The sequence below is a fragment of the Streptomyces sp. AC1-42W genome (assembly GCF_003248355.1).
In the GTDB taxonomy this organism is placed as follows: domain Bacteria; phylum Actinomycetota; class Actinomycetes; order Streptomycetales; family Streptomycetaceae; genus Streptomyces.
Genome location: NZ_QKWY01000002.1, coordinates 643497 through 660196, shown reverse-complemented (window position 1 = coordinate 660196; position 16700 = coordinate 643497). Strand labels below are relative to the sequence as shown.

16 protein-coding genes are annotated in these 16700 nt (G+C 73.7%); 7 read left to right on the top strand and 9 right to left on the bottom strand.

The genetic code is table 11. From position 1 onward, the window contains the following. Positions 1–12: 12 nt before the first annotated feature. Entirely contained in the window at positions 13–1038 is a 1026-nt protein-coding gene (locus DNK56_RS20905) for a GlxA family transcriptional regulator (RefSeq protein WP_111337015.1), read from the top strand. A 48-nt stretch (positions 1039–1086) separates the two neighbouring features. On the opposite strand, the gene DNK56_RS20900 is transcribed toward DNK56_RS20905, so the two are convergent. The 3 genes from DNK56_RS20900 to DNK56_RS20890 all read right to left on the bottom strand — a co-directional run bounded on the left by DNK56_RS20900 (position 1087) and on the right by DNK56_RS20890 (position 3043). Continuing rightward, positions 1087–1581, bottom strand: coding sequence for an ATP-binding protein (locus DNK56_RS20900; protein WP_111337014.1), 495 nt, complete (start codon positions 1579–1581; stop codon positions 1087–1089). A 473-nt stretch (positions 1582–2054) separates the two neighbouring features. Then, positions 2055–2576, bottom strand: coding sequence for an EF-hand domain-containing protein (locus DNK56_RS20895; RefSeq protein ID WP_111337012.1), 522 nt, complete (start codon positions 2574–2576; stop codon positions 2055–2057). Between the two features lie 92 nt (positions 2577–2668). Next, positions 2669–3043 (bottom strand): STAS domain-containing protein, encoded by a 375-nt coding sequence (locus DNK56_RS20890; RefSeq protein ID WP_111337010.1) that lies wholly within the window; start codon positions 3041–3043, stop codon positions 2669–2671. Between the two features lie 312 nt (positions 3044–3355). Between DNK56_RS20890 and DNK56_RS20885 the strand changes: the two genes are divergently transcribed. Both DNK56_RS20885 and DNK56_RS20880 read left to right on the top strand, forming a co-directional pair. After that, positions 3356–3922, top strand: a complete 567-nt coding sequence (locus DNK56_RS20885) for an RNA polymerase sigma factor (protein ID WP_111337008.1) — start codon at positions 3356–3358, stop codon at positions 3920–3922. After that, the gene (locus DNK56_RS20880) at positions 3919–5205 is read left to right on the top strand and encodes a zf-HC2 domain-containing protein (RefSeq protein ID WP_111337006.1); all 1287 of its coding nucleotides are present in this window, start codon (positions 3919–3921) and stop codon (positions 5203–5205) included. The genes DNK56_RS20885 and DNK56_RS20880 overlap by 4 nt, the downstream gene beginning before the upstream one ends. A 9-nt stretch (positions 5206–5214) precedes the next feature. On the opposite strand, the gene purU is transcribed toward DNK56_RS20880, so the two are convergent. Continuing rightward, the gene (purU, locus tag DNK56_RS20875) at positions 5215–6087 is read right to left on the bottom strand and encodes a formyltetrahydrofolate deformylase (protein ID WP_111337004.1); all 873 of its coding nucleotides are present in this window, start codon (positions 6085–6087) and stop codon (positions 5215–5217) included. 28 nt (positions 6088–6115) lie between these two features. After that, positions 6116–6562 (bottom strand): SCO4402 family protein, encoded by a 447-nt coding sequence (locus DNK56_RS20870; RefSeq protein ID WP_111337002.1) that lies wholly within the window; start codon positions 6560–6562, stop codon positions 6116–6118. Positions 6563–6736: 174 nt separating this feature from the next. On the opposite strand from DNK56_RS20870, the gene DNK56_RS20865 reads away from it, so the two are divergent. After that, positions 6737–8020, top strand: a complete 1284-nt coding sequence (locus DNK56_RS20865; RefSeq protein ID WP_111337000.1) for an ABC transporter substrate-binding protein — start codon at positions 6737–6739, stop codon at positions 8018–8020. Positions 8021–8101: 81 nt separating this feature from the next. Here DNK56_RS20865 and DNK56_RS20860 read toward each other — a convergent pair whose 3' ends face one another. Then, complete coding sequence (locus tag DNK56_RS20860) at positions 8102–9475, bottom strand: hypothetical protein (protein WP_111336998.1); 1374 nt, start codon at positions 9473–9475, stop codon at positions 8102–8104. A gap of 121 nt (positions 9476–9596) precedes the next feature. Then, the gene (locus DNK56_RS20855; RefSeq protein WP_111336996.1) at positions 9597–10979 is read right to left on the bottom strand and encodes a transcriptional regulator; all 1383 of its coding nucleotides are present in this window, start codon (positions 10977–10979) and stop codon (positions 9597–9599) included. Between the two features lie 293 nt (positions 10980–11272). Here DNK56_RS20855 and DNK56_RS20850 point away from each other — a divergent pair, with 293 nt between their 5' ends. From DNK56_RS20850 to DNK56_RS20840, 3 genes are read left to right on the top strand one after another with little or no spacing between them, the layout of a single operon-like run. Next, the gene (locus DNK56_RS20850; protein WP_111336994.1) at positions 11273–11950 is read left to right on the top strand and encodes a bifunctional DNA primase/polymerase; all 678 of its coding nucleotides are present in this window, start codon (positions 11273–11275) and stop codon (positions 11948–11950) included. Between the two features lie 45 nt (positions 11951–11995). Beyond that, entirely contained in the window at positions 11996–12826 is an 831-nt protein-coding gene (locus tag DNK56_RS20845; RefSeq protein WP_111336992.1) for an ABC transporter ATP-binding protein, read from the top strand. Beyond that, a complete protein-coding gene (locus tag DNK56_RS20840; RefSeq protein ID WP_111336990.1) occupies positions 12823–14484 on the top strand; it encodes a transporter in 1662 nt (553 codons plus the stop codon). Before DNK56_RS20845 ends, DNK56_RS20840 begins: the two co-directional genes overlap by 4 nt. Before the next feature lie 43 nt (positions 14485–14527). Here DNK56_RS20840 and DNK56_RS20835 read toward each other — a convergent pair whose 3' ends face one another. Together DNK56_RS20835 and DNK56_RS20830 are read right to left on the bottom strand one after the other, a co-directional pair. Further along, positions 14528–15421 carry an alpha/beta fold hydrolase gene (locus tag DNK56_RS20835; protein ID WP_111336987.1) on the bottom strand — a complete coding sequence of 298 codons (894 nt, stop codon included), beginning with the start codon at positions 15419–15421 and terminating at the stop codon, positions 14528–14530. A 501-nt stretch (positions 15422–15922) separates the two neighbouring features. Continuing rightward, positions 15923–16615: a metal-dependent transcriptional regulator gene (locus DNK56_RS20830; protein WP_111336985.1), complete on the bottom strand. Its 693-nt coding sequence runs from the start codon at positions 16613–16615 to the stop codon at positions 15923–15925. Positions 16616–16700 lie beyond the last annotated feature (85 nt).

Here is a 16700-nt window from a genome sequence, read left to right as displayed (position 1 = left end):
AGGGAGTCCGCTGTGCCGCACCGGGTCGTCGTTCTCGCCCTTGATGGGCTTCTCCCCTTCGAACTGGGCATTCCCCAGAGGATTTTCGGGCTCGCCCGCCCTCTGGGGACCCAGGGCCGGAGCAGTCGCAAGCTGTACGACGTCGTGACCTGTTCCATACGTCCGCCGGGCCCGGTCCGTACCGACGCGGACTTCACGATCATGGTCGGCCAGGGCCCCGAGGCGCTCGCCACCGCCGACACCGTCGTCGTCCCGGCCAGTTACGAGCTGGGGCCCGTGCACAGCGAGGGCCGGCTGACCGAGGGGCTGGCCGCCGCCTTCGCGTACGTACGGCCGGGCACCCGGATGGTGTCCATCTGCACCGGCAGCTACGTGCTGGCCGCCGCCGGCTATCTCGACGGGCGCCCCGCCACCACGCACTGGGCCTACGCCGACCACTTCCAGCGGGTCTTCCCCGCCGTGCGCGTCGACCCGGACGTCCTGTTCATCGACGACGGGGACGTCCTGACGTCCGCCGGGGTCGCCGCCGGGATCGACCTCTGCCTGCACATGGTGCGCCGCGACCACGGCACGGCCATCGCCAACGATGTCGCCCGGCGCACGGTGGTGCCGCCGCACCGCGAGGGCGGCCAGGCGCAGTACATCCAGCGGCCCGTCCCGGACACCCAGTTCGCCACGACGACCACCGCGCGGGCCTGGGCGCTGGCCCGGCTGGAGCGGCCGATCCTGCTGCGGGACATGGCCCAGCAGGAGTCGATGAGCGTACGGACGTTCACCCGGCGGTTCCGCGAGGAGGTCGGCGTCAGCCCGGTGCAGTGGCTGACCCGGCAGCGGGTGGAGCTGGCGCGCCGGCTGCTGGAGTCCACCGACCTGTCCATCGACCAGGTGGCCAGGGACGCGGGGTTCGGCACCTCCACGTCCCTGCGGCAGCATCTCCGGGCGGCCCTGGGCGTCTCGCCCATGGTGTACCGCCGTACGTTCCGCGCGACGGCGGGCAGCCCGGCCGCGGGCAGCCCGGCGGCCGGGAACCGGTTCTGAGGGCCCGGCGGCGTCAAAGGGCTCGAAGGGCCGCCCGGCGCAGCCGCCTCAGCCGCCCCGCGGGACCGCGTGGGACGGTTCGGCGCCCTGGACGACCCCGTGCGTGCCGGGCTGGAGCCGCACCTGGACGAGCGGGACAGCGCGGTCCACTTCGCACCAGATCCGCTTGCCCGCGCCCTCCGGCTGCCAGCCCCAGCGGTCGGCCAGGCCGTCCACCAGTTCCAGGCCGCGGCCGCCGGTGTCCTCACCGCGTGCGTGCCGCTGCTGGGGCGGGCGGCAGCTGGCGTCGGCGACCTCGACCCGGACCGTCCCGACGCTCCCCGGCCCGCCCGGCGAGCCGAACAGCATGCGCAGCACGGCGGGGCAGCCGGTGTGCACGACCGCGTTGGTGACCAGCTCCGAGATGAGCAGGATCAGGGTCTCGGCCAGCGGCTCGTCATCCGCCAGACCGGACCCGGCGAGCCGTGAGCGCGCCCATCTGCGGGCCCGTCCGACCTCGGAGGGGTCGGGCCCGACCTCCAACTGAACCTGAAGCACCTGCACCGCTCACACCATCCGAACCGGCGGACACATCGCCTCGCGCCTCCTCATCAGGGTCACGGAACGTGATTCCCTTGCACCACAGCATGGTTGACGTACAGTCACCGCAACAAGCGCTTCGGGCATATTCCAGCGCGAAGGAGTACGCGTGGTGCATACTGTGCGACGCACATCGCGGAGAGTCGAACAACGGCACCGCGTCGGCCGGAGAATCGTCTCCCCCGCAGACCCGGCCACACCGCTCCGACCACGGGCGGAGCACCCCTCGCGGACCCGACGCGCCGCACAGGCCACACCCGGACCGCCAGGTTCCAGATCCACTCGCATGCCTCGGAGGGTACCTGAGTCGGGCACCGACTCCACCCCGTGACGAAGCACGCAAACGGCACAAGCCGTGATCGCCCGTCGATGGTCGCGCTGCGTCACGCCCAGGGGCGGAATGCCCCCGGGCGTGACGTTCCCCCGCGACCGCCCCGCTACTCGGGCTCGATCACCGTGAAGTACGCGGCGAGCGCGGCCACCGCGTCGTCCTCGACGACCCCGCCGTCCCGGTCCACGTCCAGGCTCTGCGCGGCGAACGCCGCCGCCTCCGGCCCGGCCCCGAGCACCCGCAGCGCCCGCTCGACCGCGGCCACCGGCGCCCCGCCGTCGCCCATGGGCCCGGCCGCCACCGCGAGCGCCGCCCGCAGGAACGGGCGGGCGATCTCCGCGAACCGCTCCGGGTTGTCCCGGAGCCGCTTCACCGCGCCCCCGACGAACTCCTCACGGGTGACCCGCTGGTCCCCGTCCACATCGGCGATGCCGGCCATGCCCTGCCAGAACGCCTCGGCGCCGCTGTAGAGCGCCTGACCCCTGTCGCAGCGGGCCGTCGTACCGAACTCGGTGAGCAGCCGGGCCGCGGCGGCGTTGAAATCCGCGCGATCGATGTATCCACTGCCGTCCTGGTCGAAGGCGGCGAAGCGGAAGGCGATCTTGCGCTCATACTCTGCGCTGTCCATGCGGGGAGAGTACGACGCCCCGGGGCGTCACGTGTCACTTACCTGATTCAGCCCCGTGACAGCTCGCGTCCGCACCCCCGGATACGGCTGTTTCAGGCCGTCAGCGGCTCGGACTCCTCATCGACGGCCGCATCCCAGTCCGGATACACGTCGAACAGCCGGCGCACCCCGAGCGCGGCCAGCACCCGGTTGACGTGCGAGCCCTCCTCGGCGCCCCGCGCCGGAAGGATCAGCCGCAGCCGGCCCCCGCAGGACCGCATCAGGCGGCGCGAGGCGATCAGCACGCCGACCCCGCTGGAGTCGCAGAACCGGACCCCGGACAGGTCGAGCACCACGTCGTGGCGGCCCGCGGCGACCGCGTCGTGCACGGACTGGCGGACGGTGGCGGAGGTGAGGAGGTCCAGTTCACCGGCTATGTGCAGCACGGTCCATCCGCCCCGCTCGGTCTCCGAGACTTTCAGGGTCACGACTGGGCCTCTCGCTCCGGGGATTCCGGCGAGCCCGGTGATCCGGAAGTTTGCGTTCCTCCTTTCGCCGCTGCCCCCATGGGCCTCTCGCGAAACACCGGCCACGAAGGACCGGTCCGGAAACGATTCCGGCAGAAATGATCGCTTCGGGTCCGATTCCGTCAGACGGCGGGGTCGCATTCCCTACCATCCAGGACGCCCCGAGGGACGTACTTGCCGTAAAGGGGCGTGTTCAGTGGGGGTGGCCGACTACATTCGGACGGAACGACGAGGACGGACACCAGGTTTCCGCGGCCGGAGGCGGGAGGTCAGATGGCCAAAATCGCACCACCCCGCTGGGATCGCAGGATTCAGCAGCGGCTGGCACGCGGCGAGGCGGCCGCCCTCGGCGAGATGTACGACCGGTTCGCCGCGCTCGTCCACAGCCAGGCCAACCGGATGCTGGACGACGAGGACGCCGCCGACCTGGTCACCCGCGAGGTCTTCGGATACGTCTGGGAGCATCCGGAGGCGTACGACCCGAAGCAGGGCTCCATGCGGGCCTGGGTGGCCCATCTCACCCACCGCGAGTCCGTCCGCCGGCTGCGCGCCGACGCCGACGGTGGCCCCGACGCCCCGGACGAGCTGGACGAACGGGTGCGCCGGGCCACCTCGGCCGCCCGTGCCGACTACATCGTCGCGTCCATGCCCGCCCCGCTGCGGGCCGCCCTGGAGCTGGCGTACGCGCAGCGCCGGGACTACCGGCAGGCCGCCGCGGACCTCGGGGTCACCGAGGACGAGGCGCGGCGCCGGCTGCGGCTCGGGCTGCAACTGCTGGCCACCGCCCGGACCCGCCCGCCGGAGGGCGCCCCGCCGCCGGGGTACGGGAGGGCGCTGTGAGCGGTGGTACGGACAGCCGGGACGAGGAGGGCCGCGAGGAGGAGGTACGCGGCGCCCGCCGCATACCGGGCCCGCGGCCGCCCGCCGACGACTTCGGCGACCTGAGCCGCGTACCGCTGCCGCCACCGGCGCAGCCCCAGCCACCACCGGAGGCGGCCGTGCCCGCACCGTCCGCACCACCCGCCCCCGTACTGCCGCACCGCGTGCTCCAGGCGCTGCTCGGGGCATGGGCGCTCGCCGCCTGCTCCCCGGAGGAGGCCGCCGCGGTCGACGCGCACCTCACCGACTGCTCGCCCTGCGCCGAGGAGGCGCTGCGGCTGCGGGACGCCGTGGGGCTGCTGCACACCGACCGCAGCCTGGACCTCGATCCGCTGCTGCGGGCCCGCGTGCTGGAGACCTGTCTGAACCGGCGGCCCGCGAAGATCCCGGTGCCCGACTGGGCCGCCCCGTACGACGCCGAGACGGCCCGGCTCGACGCGCTGCTGCGGGACATCGCGGACGCCGAGTGGCACGCCCCGGTGCGGCTCCAGTGGTTCGAGGGCGAGCGCCCGGCGAGCCGCCGGACCACGGTCGCCGGGGTGATCGGCCATCTGACGACCGTGGACGCGCTGATCGGCGCCGCCCTGGGGCTCGGCGACCCGCTGCCCGGCGCCCCACTCACGCCCACCGCGCGCACCGAGGCGTACTGGGCCTCGACCCGCGTCCCGCCCACCCGCGCCGTCCGGGGCCCGTGGCGCGAGCAGAGCCACACGCTGATCCGGACGGTGTCGTTCGCGGGGCGCGGGGTGGCGGAGCTGTCCGTGTCGTACGGGGACTTCGCGCTGCCGTTGCAGGACGCCCTGCTGGACCGGGCCTTCGAGTGCTGGGTGCACGCCTGGGACATCGCGAAGGCGGTGGACTATCCGTACGAACCGCCGTCCGCCGGGCATCTGCACCGGATGATCGACCTCGCGGTGCGGATGCTGCCCGCCGCCCTCGCGGTACGGCGCAGGTCGGGGCTGGCGGGCCCGGCCCGGCAGCTGGTGACGGCCGGTTCGCCGGGGCGCTCGCTGCATCTGGAGATCGAGGGCTCGGGCGGCGGCGACTGGTACGTCGCGCTGGACTCCCCCGCCGCCCTGGGCTCCGCCGAGCACAGCGTGGCGCAGGTCGCGCTCGACGGGGTGGAGTTCTGCCGGCTGGTGGCGGGGCGGGTGCAGCCGGTGGAGGCGGCGGCCGGTCAGCGCGGGGACCGCGAGGCGATCCGCGACGTGCTGTTCGCGGCCGCCTCGCTCAGCCGGTTGTGACGGTCCGGCTCAGTCGAAGACCACCGTGCGGCGGCCGTTGAGCAGGATGCGGCGTTCCGCGTGCCACTTCACCGCGCGGGCCAGCGCCTGGCACTCGACGTCGCGGCCGATGGCGACGAGCTGGTCGGGGGTGACGCCATGGCCGACGCGCTCGACCTCCTGCTCGATGATCGGGCCCTCGTCGAGGTCGGCGGTCACGTAGTGGGCGGTGGCGCCGATGAGCTTCACGCCGCGCGCGTGCGCCTGGTGGTAGGGCTTGGCGCCCTTGAAGCTCGGCAGGAACGAGTGGTGGATGTTGATGATCCGGCCGCTCAGCTGCTTGCACAGGTCGTCCGAGAGGACCTGCATGTAGCGGGCCAGGACGACCAGTTCCACGTTCTCGGCGCGCACCAGCTCCAGCAGCTCTGCCTCGGCCTGCGGCTTGTTGTCCCGGGTCACCGGGATGTGCCGGAACGGCACGTCGTAGGAGGCGACGAGCTCGGCGAAGTCCGGGTGGTTGGAGACGACGGCGGCGATCTCGACGGGCAGGGCGCCGCTGCGGGACCGGAACAGCAGGTCGTTGAGGCAGTGGCCGAACTTGCTGACCATGAGCACGATCCGCATCCGCTCCGAGGAGCGGTGGATCTGCCAGTCCATGGCGAAGGAGTCGCCGATCGCGGCGAAGCTGGCCCGCAGCTTGTCCACGGTGACCGGGGAGCCCGCCGAGAAGTGGACCCGCATGAAGAACAGTCCCGTGTCGTGGTCACCGAACTGCTGGCTGTCCTCGATGTTGCAGCCGGTCATGAAGAGATAGCTCGACACGGCGTGCACGATGCCCTGTTTGTCGGGGCAGGACAGGGTGAGGACGTACTGTTCGGAGGCGGTGGGCTGCGGAGCGGTCATCCCCGTAGCGTGCCACACCGTCGGCCGGTCATGGCGTCCTCGTCAAAATGCGGAGCACGTCCAGGGACCGGGGCGCGACGTCGGGGTCCTCGCCGTCGTTGGTGGAGAGCAGGACGTGGGCCTCGCGCGCGGCCGTGACGGCCTCCGGCCAGCCCGGATGGTCCAGATAGACGGAGACGTGGGCGTCCGCCCCGACCTGGTGCAGGATGCGCAGCACCCGCAGCACCGCGGCGTCCACGAGCGCGGCCTCGGTGGCGTCCCGGAAGATCGTGCCGACGTACTTCTCGGCGGACCAGTTGTCGAGCCAGGTGTCCTCGACGAGGCGGTACACGGCGTCGGTGACGTCGCCGTACCCCTCGCGGCCGGCCAGCCAGTACTCGCGGTGGAAGACGGGGTCGGAGAGCATGTGCAGCGCCGAACGCACATTGCTGCGCCAGCGCCACCACGGAAGGTCGTTGAGCGGCATGCCGCCCATGGTGGAGGAGCGACGGCCGCGACGGGAAGAGTTCTCGGAACCTTGCTGCACGGTTGTCGATCGTACGTTCCCTTCCCGGCGGTCCCGACCGGCCCCTGGCGTTCACCGTGACGTCACCGAGCGTTGACGAGTCCACAGCGCGGTGTTACCCGGCACGCGGAAGGCTCAGGGCCCATGACCGGACGGCGACGCCCCTCTTCCCCCACCCGCCCCTTCAGAACGCTCACCGGCGCGGTGGCGGCGGGGGCGCTGCTGCTGACCGGCTGTGGCGCGCTCCCCGGCGGATCGGGGGCCTCCGGGAAGCCCGTCACGGTCATGACGTGGGCGCCGAGCGGCGCCACGGGCCCGGACGCGGCCAACATGGCGGGGATGACCGCCATGGCCCAGGCGTACGGGCGCTGGGTCAACGAGTCCGGCGGCATCGACGGGCACAGGCTGCGCGTCGTCACCTGTGACGAACAGGACACCGCGACCGGGGCCGGCGACTGCGCCCGGCGGGCCGTCAAGGAGAAGGCGGTCGCGGTCCTCGGCTCGTACAGCCGGCACGGGCAGGCGTTCATGGCGCCGCTCCAGGTCGCCGGCATCCCGTACATCGGCGGCTACGGCGCCTCCGAGGAGGAGTACAGCAGCTACAGCTCCTATCCGCTGACCGGCGGCCAGCCCGCGCTGCTCGCCGGGACCGCCGTGCAGCTCGCCCGGGGCTGCGAGCGGGTCTCGCTGGTGCGGCCGGACACGCTGGCCGGCTGGAGCCAGGCGTGGCTGCTGACCACCGGTCTCGACGGCGCGGGGCGCCCGGAGCCGCTCGACATACCGGCGGCCGAGGACGCCACCTCGTACGGCCGGGAGGCGGAACGGGCCCTGTCCGTGGCCGGTACGGGCGGCGGCTGTGTGACGTCCGTGCTCGGGGACCGCACGGAGACGTTCTTCGACTCGTTCCGGCGGCTGGAACCGGAGGGCACCCGGGTGCGGGTGGCCTCGGTGCTCGGCAGCGTCGACCAGCCGCTCATCGACCGCACCGGCGGCCGGAACAGCCCGTTCGAGGGGGCGTACGTCACGGGCTGGTACCCGCCGCCGGGCGACGCGCGGTGGGACGAGATGCGCCGGGTGATCCGCGAGCACGCCTTCGGCGACAACCGGATCGACCCGGACGACACGGGCGTGCAGACGACCTGGATCGCGTACACCGTGCTGCGGTCGCTCGTCGAGGCGATGCGGGAGCCCGACATCACCGCCGGGAAGGTCACCGCGGCGCTCCAGCAGGGCGCCAGGGTGGACACCGGCGGCCTCACGCCCGCGCTGCGCTGGCACTACGAGGACATGATCGGCTCGAAGTCGTACCCCCGGATCGTCAACACCAAGGTGACGCTCCAGGTGGTGCGGAACGGGCGGCTGGTCGCCACGCGGAAGGGCTTCGTGGACGTCACCGAGACCCTGGTCGACGCCAGCGCCGGCCGCTGAGCCGGCCGTCCGGGGCCGCCCGCGGCCCGCACCACCGGTGGGGGGTGGTGCGGGCCGCGCGGCGTACCGGGCGCCGGGTGCTCAGAGCTCGGTCGCCTGATGCTTGGTGAGCCCGTACTTCTCCGCGATCTTGTTCCACTGCGCGGACGCCTGCCGCTTCGCCGCGCTGGCCTCGCCGCTCTTCGCGGTCGCCGCCCGCGTGTGCGAGGTCGCGCGGGCGTGGCCGTGCTTGCAGACCTTCTTGCTCTTGGCCTGCGCGGCCCAGGCGGCGTAGTGGTCGTCGGCCGACGCCGACGCCTGCCACGCCTTGGTCAGCGAGGCGCTCAGCCGCTCGTGGTTCGGCAGCTTGTCCAGGGACAGGCCCTGGAGCCGGGTGACCAGGTCGCGGCGCTGCTTGGCGGCGCCCTTGAGGTCGGAGACCGCCTTGTCCAGGTCGGTGCAGGTCTTGGTCTTCTCGACCGCTCCGACGACCGCCGCCCGGCTGTTGTTGCTGACCGCGAGCAGCTTGTCCAGCGCCTCGGCCTGCGGCTTCGCCGGGTCGGCCGGGGGCTGCTCCTTCTCCTTCGCGGGCTCGCTCGCGCCCGGCGTACTGGCGGACGCGACCGGCTCCTTGGCCTTGTCGTCCTCGTCGCCGCCGCTCATCAGCGCGCCCGCGCCGAGCCCGATGACCGCGCAGCCGACGACGACGGCCGCGATCAGGGGCACCGCGCCGGACTTCCTGCGCCGCCCGCCGCGGTCCTCGTCGTCGTGCGCCGGCCCGTTGTACGGGGGCGGGGGCGGCTGCTGCCGGAAACCCTGCTGCGGGTGGCCCTGCTGCTGCGGGTGGCCCGGCTGCCGCGGGGCCTGCGGGGCCGGGTCGATCCGGGGCATCTGCTGCGTCGCGCCCTCGGGCACGTCGCTGCGGAAGAGGTTGTCGAACTCGGCGGGCGGCTGCCGCTCGCCGTACGGGGCGCCGCCGCCGGGCACGGGCGGGATGTACTGCGTCGCCTCGGCGTCCGGCCCGCCCGGCGGGAAACCGGGCTGCGGCGACTGCGGGTACTGCGGGGCGCGCCCGAGGAACTGGGTGGACTCCGCCGGGCTCTCGGGCGGCAGCCCGCCGGATATCGGCGCGATGAACTGCGTGGCGTCGGCGTCGCCGCCGGGCGCGGCGGCGGGCCCGGCCTCGGGCGGCAGGGGCTGCGCGTACGGCTGGGGCTGCGCGGGCGGCAGCGGCTGCCCCTGGCCGTACGCGGGGGGCTGTTGGCCGTACGCCGGCTGTCCGCCCTGGCCGTAGGGCGCGGGCTGCTGGGGCGCCTGGCCGTAGGCGGGCCCGCCGTCGTACGGCGGCTGCGGGGGCTGACCCGGCTGGTACGACGGGGGCCGACCGGCGTCGGGCCCGGGGCCCCACGGCTGACCGCCGTCCGGGGGCCGTACAGCAGGGGGCTGCTGCTCGTCGCCCTGTCCGCTCTGTGTCACCGGGACTCCTACACGTCAACTACGGAATCGTCGGCTCACGCTATCGGGTGGCAGCGGACGCTTGCCAAGCGCCCGTTGTCCTTCACCGGCCCGTGACACAGGTGTGACAAGGCGACTGCTCTCAGGCCGCCTGGAGTTCCAGCCGGGCGCCGAACTCCCGTACCGCGGGCTCGTCCCCGTACGGCAGCAGACGCTGCTGGAGGTCCTCCAGATACTCCGCGCCCCGGCTGGAACGCACCGTGCCCAGCAGCTCCATCGCCCGCGTCCCCGTGTGGCATGCCTGCTCCACCTCGCGCATCTGCACCTGGGCCGTGGCCAGGAGCGCGAGGCCGATGCCCCGGCGGCGGGCGCGGGACTCCGGGTGGCCGTCCAGGGACTCCTTCGCCCGGCGCGCGGCGGCCTCCGCCTGCCCGAGGTCGCGGTGGCAGTGGGCCAGTTCGTCCGCGAGGTAGGCGTGGTCGAAGTGGGCGATCCAGTCGGGGTCGTCCCCGCTGTCCGGGTCGGCCCGGTCGAGGGCGGCCTCGGCCCGACCGGCCGCCTCCAGGCAGGTCCGCGCGTCCCCGAGGAGCGCGTGGCCGCGCGCCTCCGCCGCGTAGAACATCGCCTCGGCGCGCGGGGTGACCCGGCCGCGGGCACCCTCCTGGGCGGCGCGGGCGAGCTGGGCGATCTCGCGCGGATTGCCGAGCTGGGCGGCGAGATGGCTCATCGAGGCGGCCAGCACATAACCGCCGTAGGCGCGGTCGCCGGCCGCCTGCGCCAGGCGCAGCGCCTGGATGTAGTAGCGCTGGGCGAGGCCGGGCTGACCGGTGTCGACGGCCATGTATCCGGCGAGTTCGGTGAGCCGCGCGACGGCCCCGAAGAGCTGACGGCCGGTCGATTCGCGGTAGGCGCCCGAAAGCAGGCCGGAGACCACGCTGTTGAGGTAGTGGACGAGGACCGGGCGCACATGGCCGCTGCCGAAGCGGTGGTCGAGGTCGACCAGCGCGGCGGTCGTCGCGCGCACCGCCTCGACGTCGGGCATGCCGACGCGGGAGCCGGCCGTGCGCTCGACCTGCGGGTCGGCGCCGGTGATGAGCCAGTCACGGCTGGGTTCCACCAGTGCGGAGGAGGCGACGGAGGAGCCGGTCAGGAAGTCGCGGCGGCCGACGTCGCTGCGCCACAGTTCGCAGACCTGCTCGATCGCCCCGATGACCGTGGGGGCGAACTGGAGGCCGACGCCGGAGGCGAGGTTCTTGCCGTTGGCCATGCCGATCTCGTCGATCGTGACCGTACGGCCGAGCTTGCGGCCCAGCGCCTCGGCGATGGTGCCGGGGGCCCGGCCGCGCGGCTGCTGGCCGCGCAGCCAGCGGGCGACGGACGTCTTGTCGTAGCGCAGGTCGAGGCCGCGTTCGGCCCCGACCATGTTGACGCGGCGGGCGAGGCCCGCGTTGGAGCATCCGGCTTCCTGGATGAGCGCCTGGAGCCGTTCGTTCGGCTGGCGTGCGACAAGTGGCCTGGCTGCCATGGTGTATCCCCCTGGGGCCGCGGTGATCGATGGCGGATCACTGCCCGACATATGACTGAGAAATGCGCTGATTCATCGTGTTGGTCACTTTCCGCGCGACTCGCCTCGATTCGTCACGTGCGGTCACTAAAATGCCGCGCCGCATCGCCCCCGCCCGGATGTCCCGTATCCAGCTACCCACCCGGAGGGCGGCCCTCTCCCGCGCGCCCCCGCCCATGCATCCGTGCGCCCCGCGTGCGGAACCGTGGGAGACCGGGCCGTAACTCTTCGTGAAGCCCGTAGTTGAGCCGGGCGTGGAAGAGCCCATCGGAGTCAGGGAAGCGGCGCAGGTCCCGCGCCAGCGCGCCGAATCGTTACTCGAAGCCGCCGTGCGGTACGCGGAGGAGCGGCACTGGGAGGTCTGCCCCGGCACCTGGCTGGAGCCGGCCGGCTCCGGCCGGCGGTGCTCGTGCGGCGACGACGGGTGCGCCGCGCCGGGCGGCCATCCCGTCGGGGACGACTGGGCGGGCGGGGCCACCGGCAGTGGCGCGGCGGCCCGCCGGATGTGGTCGCGGCAGCCGGACGCGGCCGTGCTGCTGCCGACCGGGCGCGCCTTCGACGCGGTGGACGTGCCGGAGTCGGCGGGCTTCCTGGCGCTCGCCCGGCTGGAGCGGATGAGCCTGCCGCTGGGCCCGGTCACCCGCACCCCGGACCGCCGGATGCAGTTCTTCGTGCTGCCGGGCGCCGCCGCCAAGACGGAGGACCTGGCGCGCCGGGTCGGCTGGAACGCGCCGGCGATCGGGCTGCGCGGGGTCGGCGAGGGCGCGTACGTGGTGGCGCCGCCCACCCGGATCGGCGGCGCGGGCGCGGTGCAGTGGGCCCGCTGCCCCACCACCGCCAACCGCTGGCTGCCCGAGGTGGAGGAGCTGATCGGCCCGCTGGCGTACGCCTGCGGCCGGGTGGCGGCGGACGCCCGCGACGGCCTTTCGTAGGCTGGTCCCCACGTACGTACGGGGCCGGCTTCGAAGGGCGTGTACATGGCGGACCGGGCAGCACACGGGGAGACGGGCCGGGACGCGGAGGCCGGCGCACCGCGGGCGACGCCGCCCGCGGTGCGCGTCGAGGGGTTGTGGAAGCGGTTCGGTGAGCAGACGGCGGTCGCCGGCATCGATCTGGTGTTGCCGGCGGGCCGGTTCGTCGGGCTCGTGGGGCCCAACGGGGCGGGGAAGACCACCACGTTGTCCATGGTCACCGGGCTGCTCCGGCCGGACGGGGGCAGCATCGAGATCGGCGGGCGCGACGTCTGGCGCGACCCGGTCGCGGTGAAGTCCCGGATCGGGGTGCTGCCGGAGGGGCTGCGGCTGTTCGAACGGCTCTCCGGCCGCGAACTCCTCGCGTACACCGGCCGGTTGCGCGGGCTGCCGGGGCAGGAGGTGGACAGCAGGGCCACCCAGCTGCTCGACGTGCTGGATCTGGCGGGCTCGCAGCACAAGCTCGTCATCGACTACTCGACCGGGATGCGGAAGAAGATCGGGCTGGCCGCCGCGCTGCTGCACAATCCCGAAGTCCTCTTCCTGGACGAGCCGTTCGAGGGCGTGGACCCGGTCTCGGCGCAGACCATCCGCAAGGTCCTGGAGCGCTATACGCGGTCCGGGGCGACCGTGGTGTTCTCCAGCCATGTGATGGAGCTGGTGGAGTCGCTGTGCGACTGGGTGGCCGTGATGGCCGCCGGCATTATCCGGGCGCAGGGCCCGCTGGCCGAGGTGCGCGGTCAGGCGCCGTCGTTGCAGAGCGCCTTCCTGGAGCTGGTGGGCGCGGGCGACCGCGACACCGGTGAGGGGCTTGACTGGCTGGGCGGCGACCGATGAGCGTGCTCGACGCCCCGGCGGGGGGAGCCGGTGGCACGAGGGTTGCCGGTGGGGCGGGCGGGGCCGCGGCGCTGGTTCCCGTCTTCGCGCGGCTCAAACTGGCGCTGCTGCGCAACGGGCTGCGCCAGTCCGCCGGGCGCCGGGCCGTCTACGTGGTGTCGGTCGTCGCCGCGCTGCTGGTCGCGGCGGGCCAGGTGTTCGGGCTGGTCCTGCTGCGCGGACACGCGCACGCCGAGGCGCTGGTGGTGCTGCTCGTCGCCGTGGTGGCGGTGGGCTGGGCGGTGATGCCGCTGTTCTTCGCGGCCGGGGACGAGACCCTGGACCCGACCCGGCTCGTCATGCTGCCGCTGCGGCCCCGGCCGCTGATCACCGCGCTGCTGGTGTCGTCGCTGATCGGGCTGGGTCCCCTGTTCACGCTGTGCCTGGCGGCCGGCGGGGTGGCGGCGCTGGCGGGCGGGGCGGCCACGGTGTTCTGCGCGGTGCTCGCGGTGCCGCTGACGCTGCTGGTCTGCGTGGCGCTGGCGCGTACGGTCGCCGCCGCCAACACCCGGCTGCTCACCTCGCGCAAGGGCCGCGACCTGGCGGTCCTGAGCGGCCTGCTGATCGCGGTGGGCATCCAGGTCGTCAACTTCGGCATCCAGCGGCTCGGCCGGGCCGGCGGGCTGTCCGCGCTCGAACCGGCGGCGGACGTGGTGCGCTGGCTGCCGCCCGCGTCGGCCGTGGGCGCGGTGGGCTCCGCCGCCGAGGAGGCGTATGGACGGGCCGCCGCCCAACTGCTGCTCGCGGCGGCGGCGCTGGTGGCGCTGCTGTGGCTGTGGCAGCGCACGCTGACCCGGCTGATGACCGCGCCGGACGGTTCCACGACCGCCGCCGCCGAGCCGGGCCGCGAGCGGACCGGCCGGACCGGGGCCGGGCTGTGGGCGCTGCTCCCGCAGGGCCGGACCGGCACGGTGATGCAGCGGTCCCTGCGCTATGTGGCGCGCGATCCGAAGACCAAGGCGGCCTGGGTGACCGCGCTGGCGGTCGGGCTGATCGTGCCGCTGATCAACGCCGTGCAGGGGCAGGGCTCGGTGTACTTCGCCTGCTTCGCGTCCGGGATGCTCGGCATCCAGATGTACAACCAGTTCGGCCAGGACACCTCGGCGTTCTGGATGGTGGCGCAGACGGTGTCCTCGACGCGGGACGCGTATCTGGAGCTGCGGGCGCGGGCGCTGGCGCTGCTGCTGATCACGCTGCCGTACACGGTGCTGGTGGCGGTGGTGACGGCGGCGCTGCTCGCGGACTGGCCGGTGCTGCCGGGGGTGGTGGGGCTGTCGTTCGCGCTGCTCGGCGCGATGCTGGCGACGGGCGCGCTGGCGTCGGTGAGCTTCCCGTACTCGGTGCCGCAGGAGGGCGCGTTCAAGAACGTGGCGCCGGGGCAGGCCGGGATCGCCTGGATCTCGATCCTGGGCGGGATGGTCTCGGCGGCGGTGCTGAGCGCGCCGGTGATCGCGCTGACCGTCACGCTGCACGTGACGGGGCGCACGGACTGGCTGTGGGTGCTGCTGCCGGTGGGCGGCGGGTACGGCGCGCTGATCGCCTGGGCCGGGCTGCGGCTGGCGGCCCCACGCATGGCGGGACGGCTGCCGGAGATCCTGTGGGCGGTCAGCAAGGGCTGACCGCCGGGCGGCGGGCTTTTACGGGGAGGCGGAGGCGGGGCCGTTACGGGGCGACCGGTTCGCGGTCGTCCCGGCTGTCCTCCGCCGACTGCTCCAGGAACGGTTCGACCGCGGCGCGCCAGTCCTCCGGCCGGTCGAAGTGCACGAGGTGGCCGGCGTCGGCCACCTCCGCGTACTGCCCGCGCGGCAGCACCCGGACCATCTCCTGCGCCTCCGCCCGCCCCAGCTCGCCGTCGAGCCCGCGCAGCACGAGCGTCGGGCAGCGGACCTGGGCCAGCTCCTCCCAGTGCGCGTCGTACACCCAGGTGGCGCGGGACGCGAGCATCTGGCGGCGGGAGAACACCGGCCGCCAGCCGTCCGCCGCCTCCTCCATCACCGCGGCGTAGAAGGCGCCGCGCGAGGGGTTGGGCTGCTCCACCCAGGGGTCCTCCTCGCCGAACCAGCGCCGGGCGGCCTCCCGGGACTCGAACGGGAGCGGCCAGGTCCGGAACCAGTCCTCCCACTCGCGCTGCGAGGCCGCGCCGAGCGCGGAGGCGCGCATGTCGCAGATGACCAGGGCGCGGACCAGGTCGGGGCGCTTGGCGGCGAGCTGCCAGGCGGTGAGCGCGCCCATGGAGTGGCCGACGAGGGTGACCGGCCCGAGGTCCAGTTGTTCGATCACCGCTTCCGCGTCCGCCACGTAGGCGTCACGGGTGTAGGGGCCGTCGGCGGGCTTCCCGCTGTCGCCGTGGCCGCGCTGGTCGAGGCCGACCGTGCGGTGGCGCCCGGCGAGCCAGGCGGCGGTGGACGCCCAGTGCGAGGCCCGGCCCATCAGGCCGTGCAGCAGTAAGACGGCGGGGGCCCGAGGGCCGTCCGCGCCCGCCTCGGGCGGCCCGGCGAACTCCCAGGCCGCGAGGCGTACGCCGTCCGTTCCGGTCACATCGATGCGCCGCGCCATAGCTGCTGGCACCCCCTTCTCTCCCTGGGTCACCGGTCGGTCATCTCGGCCAGACTATCGAACTCCTATTCGAACACCGGGGTGCGGCGGACAACACCGCTCGTACGAGTGACTGCTTCCCAGGATTGACGGCGGCAGCCGCGGGGAGATGTTCACCGGGAGGCGGGCCACTCGGGGATGAGGGCCCGCGGGACCGACCTCGAGAGCTCGGGGCTCCAGGTCGGACACAGGGGAGGACAGGCCCCGGTGCCTTGCGGCGCCGGGGCCGCCCGCATGTTCACGGACGACGGCCGCGCTCCCGTACGACGGGCGCATCGCACTCCCCTCCCCGGCCGGACGGACCGGCGGCCGACACGCACGGCTACCCTTCCGCCACAGCGTGGCACGTACGGCGGCGGAGCGCTGCGGTTCCGACCGGAAAAGGCGAAGACCGGACGTCCGCGGCCTCGACCGCCGACACCCGGCCTTCGAAAAGACGTCCTAGCTCTGGACGTCCGGTGTCTACCGCTTGGCGACGAAGACGTGCGAGGCGATCTCGGAGTCCAGCTCCGCCGCCTCGCCGCTGCTGCCGACGAGCACGCCACCGGGCGACTGGGTCACGCTGACCACCGAACCGGGCTGCACGCCCGCCCGCCGCAGCGTGTACATCAGCTGGGCGTCCGTCTGGATCGGCTCCCCGATCCGGCGGACCACCACCGTCTTCCCGTCGCTGCCCGGGTCGAGCTCGGACAGGCTCACCATGCCCTCGTCCAGGAACGGATCGGCTTCGGCGTTCTCGCCCAGCTCCTCCAGCCCCGGAATCGGGTTCCCGTACGGCGACTCCGTCGGGTGGCGCAGCAGCTCCATCACCCGGCGTTCGACCGCCTCACTCATGACGTGCTCCCACCGGCACGCCTCGGCGTGGACCTGCTCCCATTCCAGGCCGATCACGTCCACCAGCAGGCACTCGGCCAGCCGGTGCTTGCGCATCACGCGGGTCGCCAGCCGGCGGCCCTCCTCCGTCAGCTCCAGGTGGCGGTCGCCCGCGACCTGGACCAGGCCGTCGCGCTCCATGCGCGCCACCGTCTGGCTCACGGTCGGACCGCTCTGGTCCAGCCGCTCCGCGATCCGGGCGCGCATGGGGACCACACCTTCCTCTTCGAGTTCGAGGATGGTGCGGAGATACATCTCCGTGGTGTCGATCAGTCCGGACATTCGTGCCCCTCGATGCAGTCGTGCGCTGGCCCTCAACCAATTCTGACTCATCGTGGCGAGAACCGTGCCTCGCCGGTCGCGCCGT

What these genes read in the sequence shown, in the direction of transcription:
- DNK56_RS20870 (WP_111337002.1), bottom strand. Translation starts at nt 6,562, where the DNA reads ATGGGCGGCATGCCGCTCAACGACCTTCCGTGGTGGCGCTGGCGCAGC.
- DNK56_RS20840 (WP_111336990.1), top strand. Translation starts at nt 12,823, where the DNA reads ATGAGCGTGCTCGACGCCCCGGCGGGGGGAGCCGGTGGCACGAGGGTT.
- DNK56_RS20830 (WP_111336985.1), bottom strand. Translation starts at nt 16,615, where the DNA reads ATGTCCGGACTGATCGACACCACGGAGATGTATCTCCGCACCATCCTC.
- DNK56_RS20895 (WP_111337012.1), bottom strand. Translation starts at nt 2,576, where the DNA reads ATGGACAGCGCAGAGTATGAGCGCAAGATCGCCTTCCGCTTCGCCGCC.
- purU (WP_111337004.1), bottom strand. Translation starts at nt 6,087, where the DNA reads ATGACCGCTCCGCAGCCCACCGCCTCCGAACAGTACGTCCTCACCCTG.
- DNK56_RS20885 (WP_111337008.1), top strand. Translation starts at nt 3,356, where the DNA reads ATGGCCAAAATCGCACCACCCCGCTGGGATCGCAGGATTCAGCAGCGG.
- DNK56_RS20845 (WP_111336992.1), top strand. Translation starts at nt 11,996, where the DNA reads ATGGCGGACCGGGCAGCACACGGGGAGACGGGCCGGGACGCGGAGGCC.
- DNK56_RS20855 (WP_111336996.1), bottom strand. Translation starts at nt 10,979, where the DNA reads ATGGCAGCCAGGCCACTTGTCGCACGCCAGCCGAACGAACGGCTCCAG.
- DNK56_RS20865 (WP_111337000.1), top strand. Translation starts at nt 6,737, where the DNA reads ATGACCGGACGGCGACGCCCCTCTTCCCCCACCCGCCCCTTCAGAACG.
- DNK56_RS20835 (WP_111336987.1), bottom strand. Translation starts at nt 15,421, where the DNA reads ATGGCGCGGCGCATCGATGTGACCGGAACGGACGGCGTACGCCTCGCG.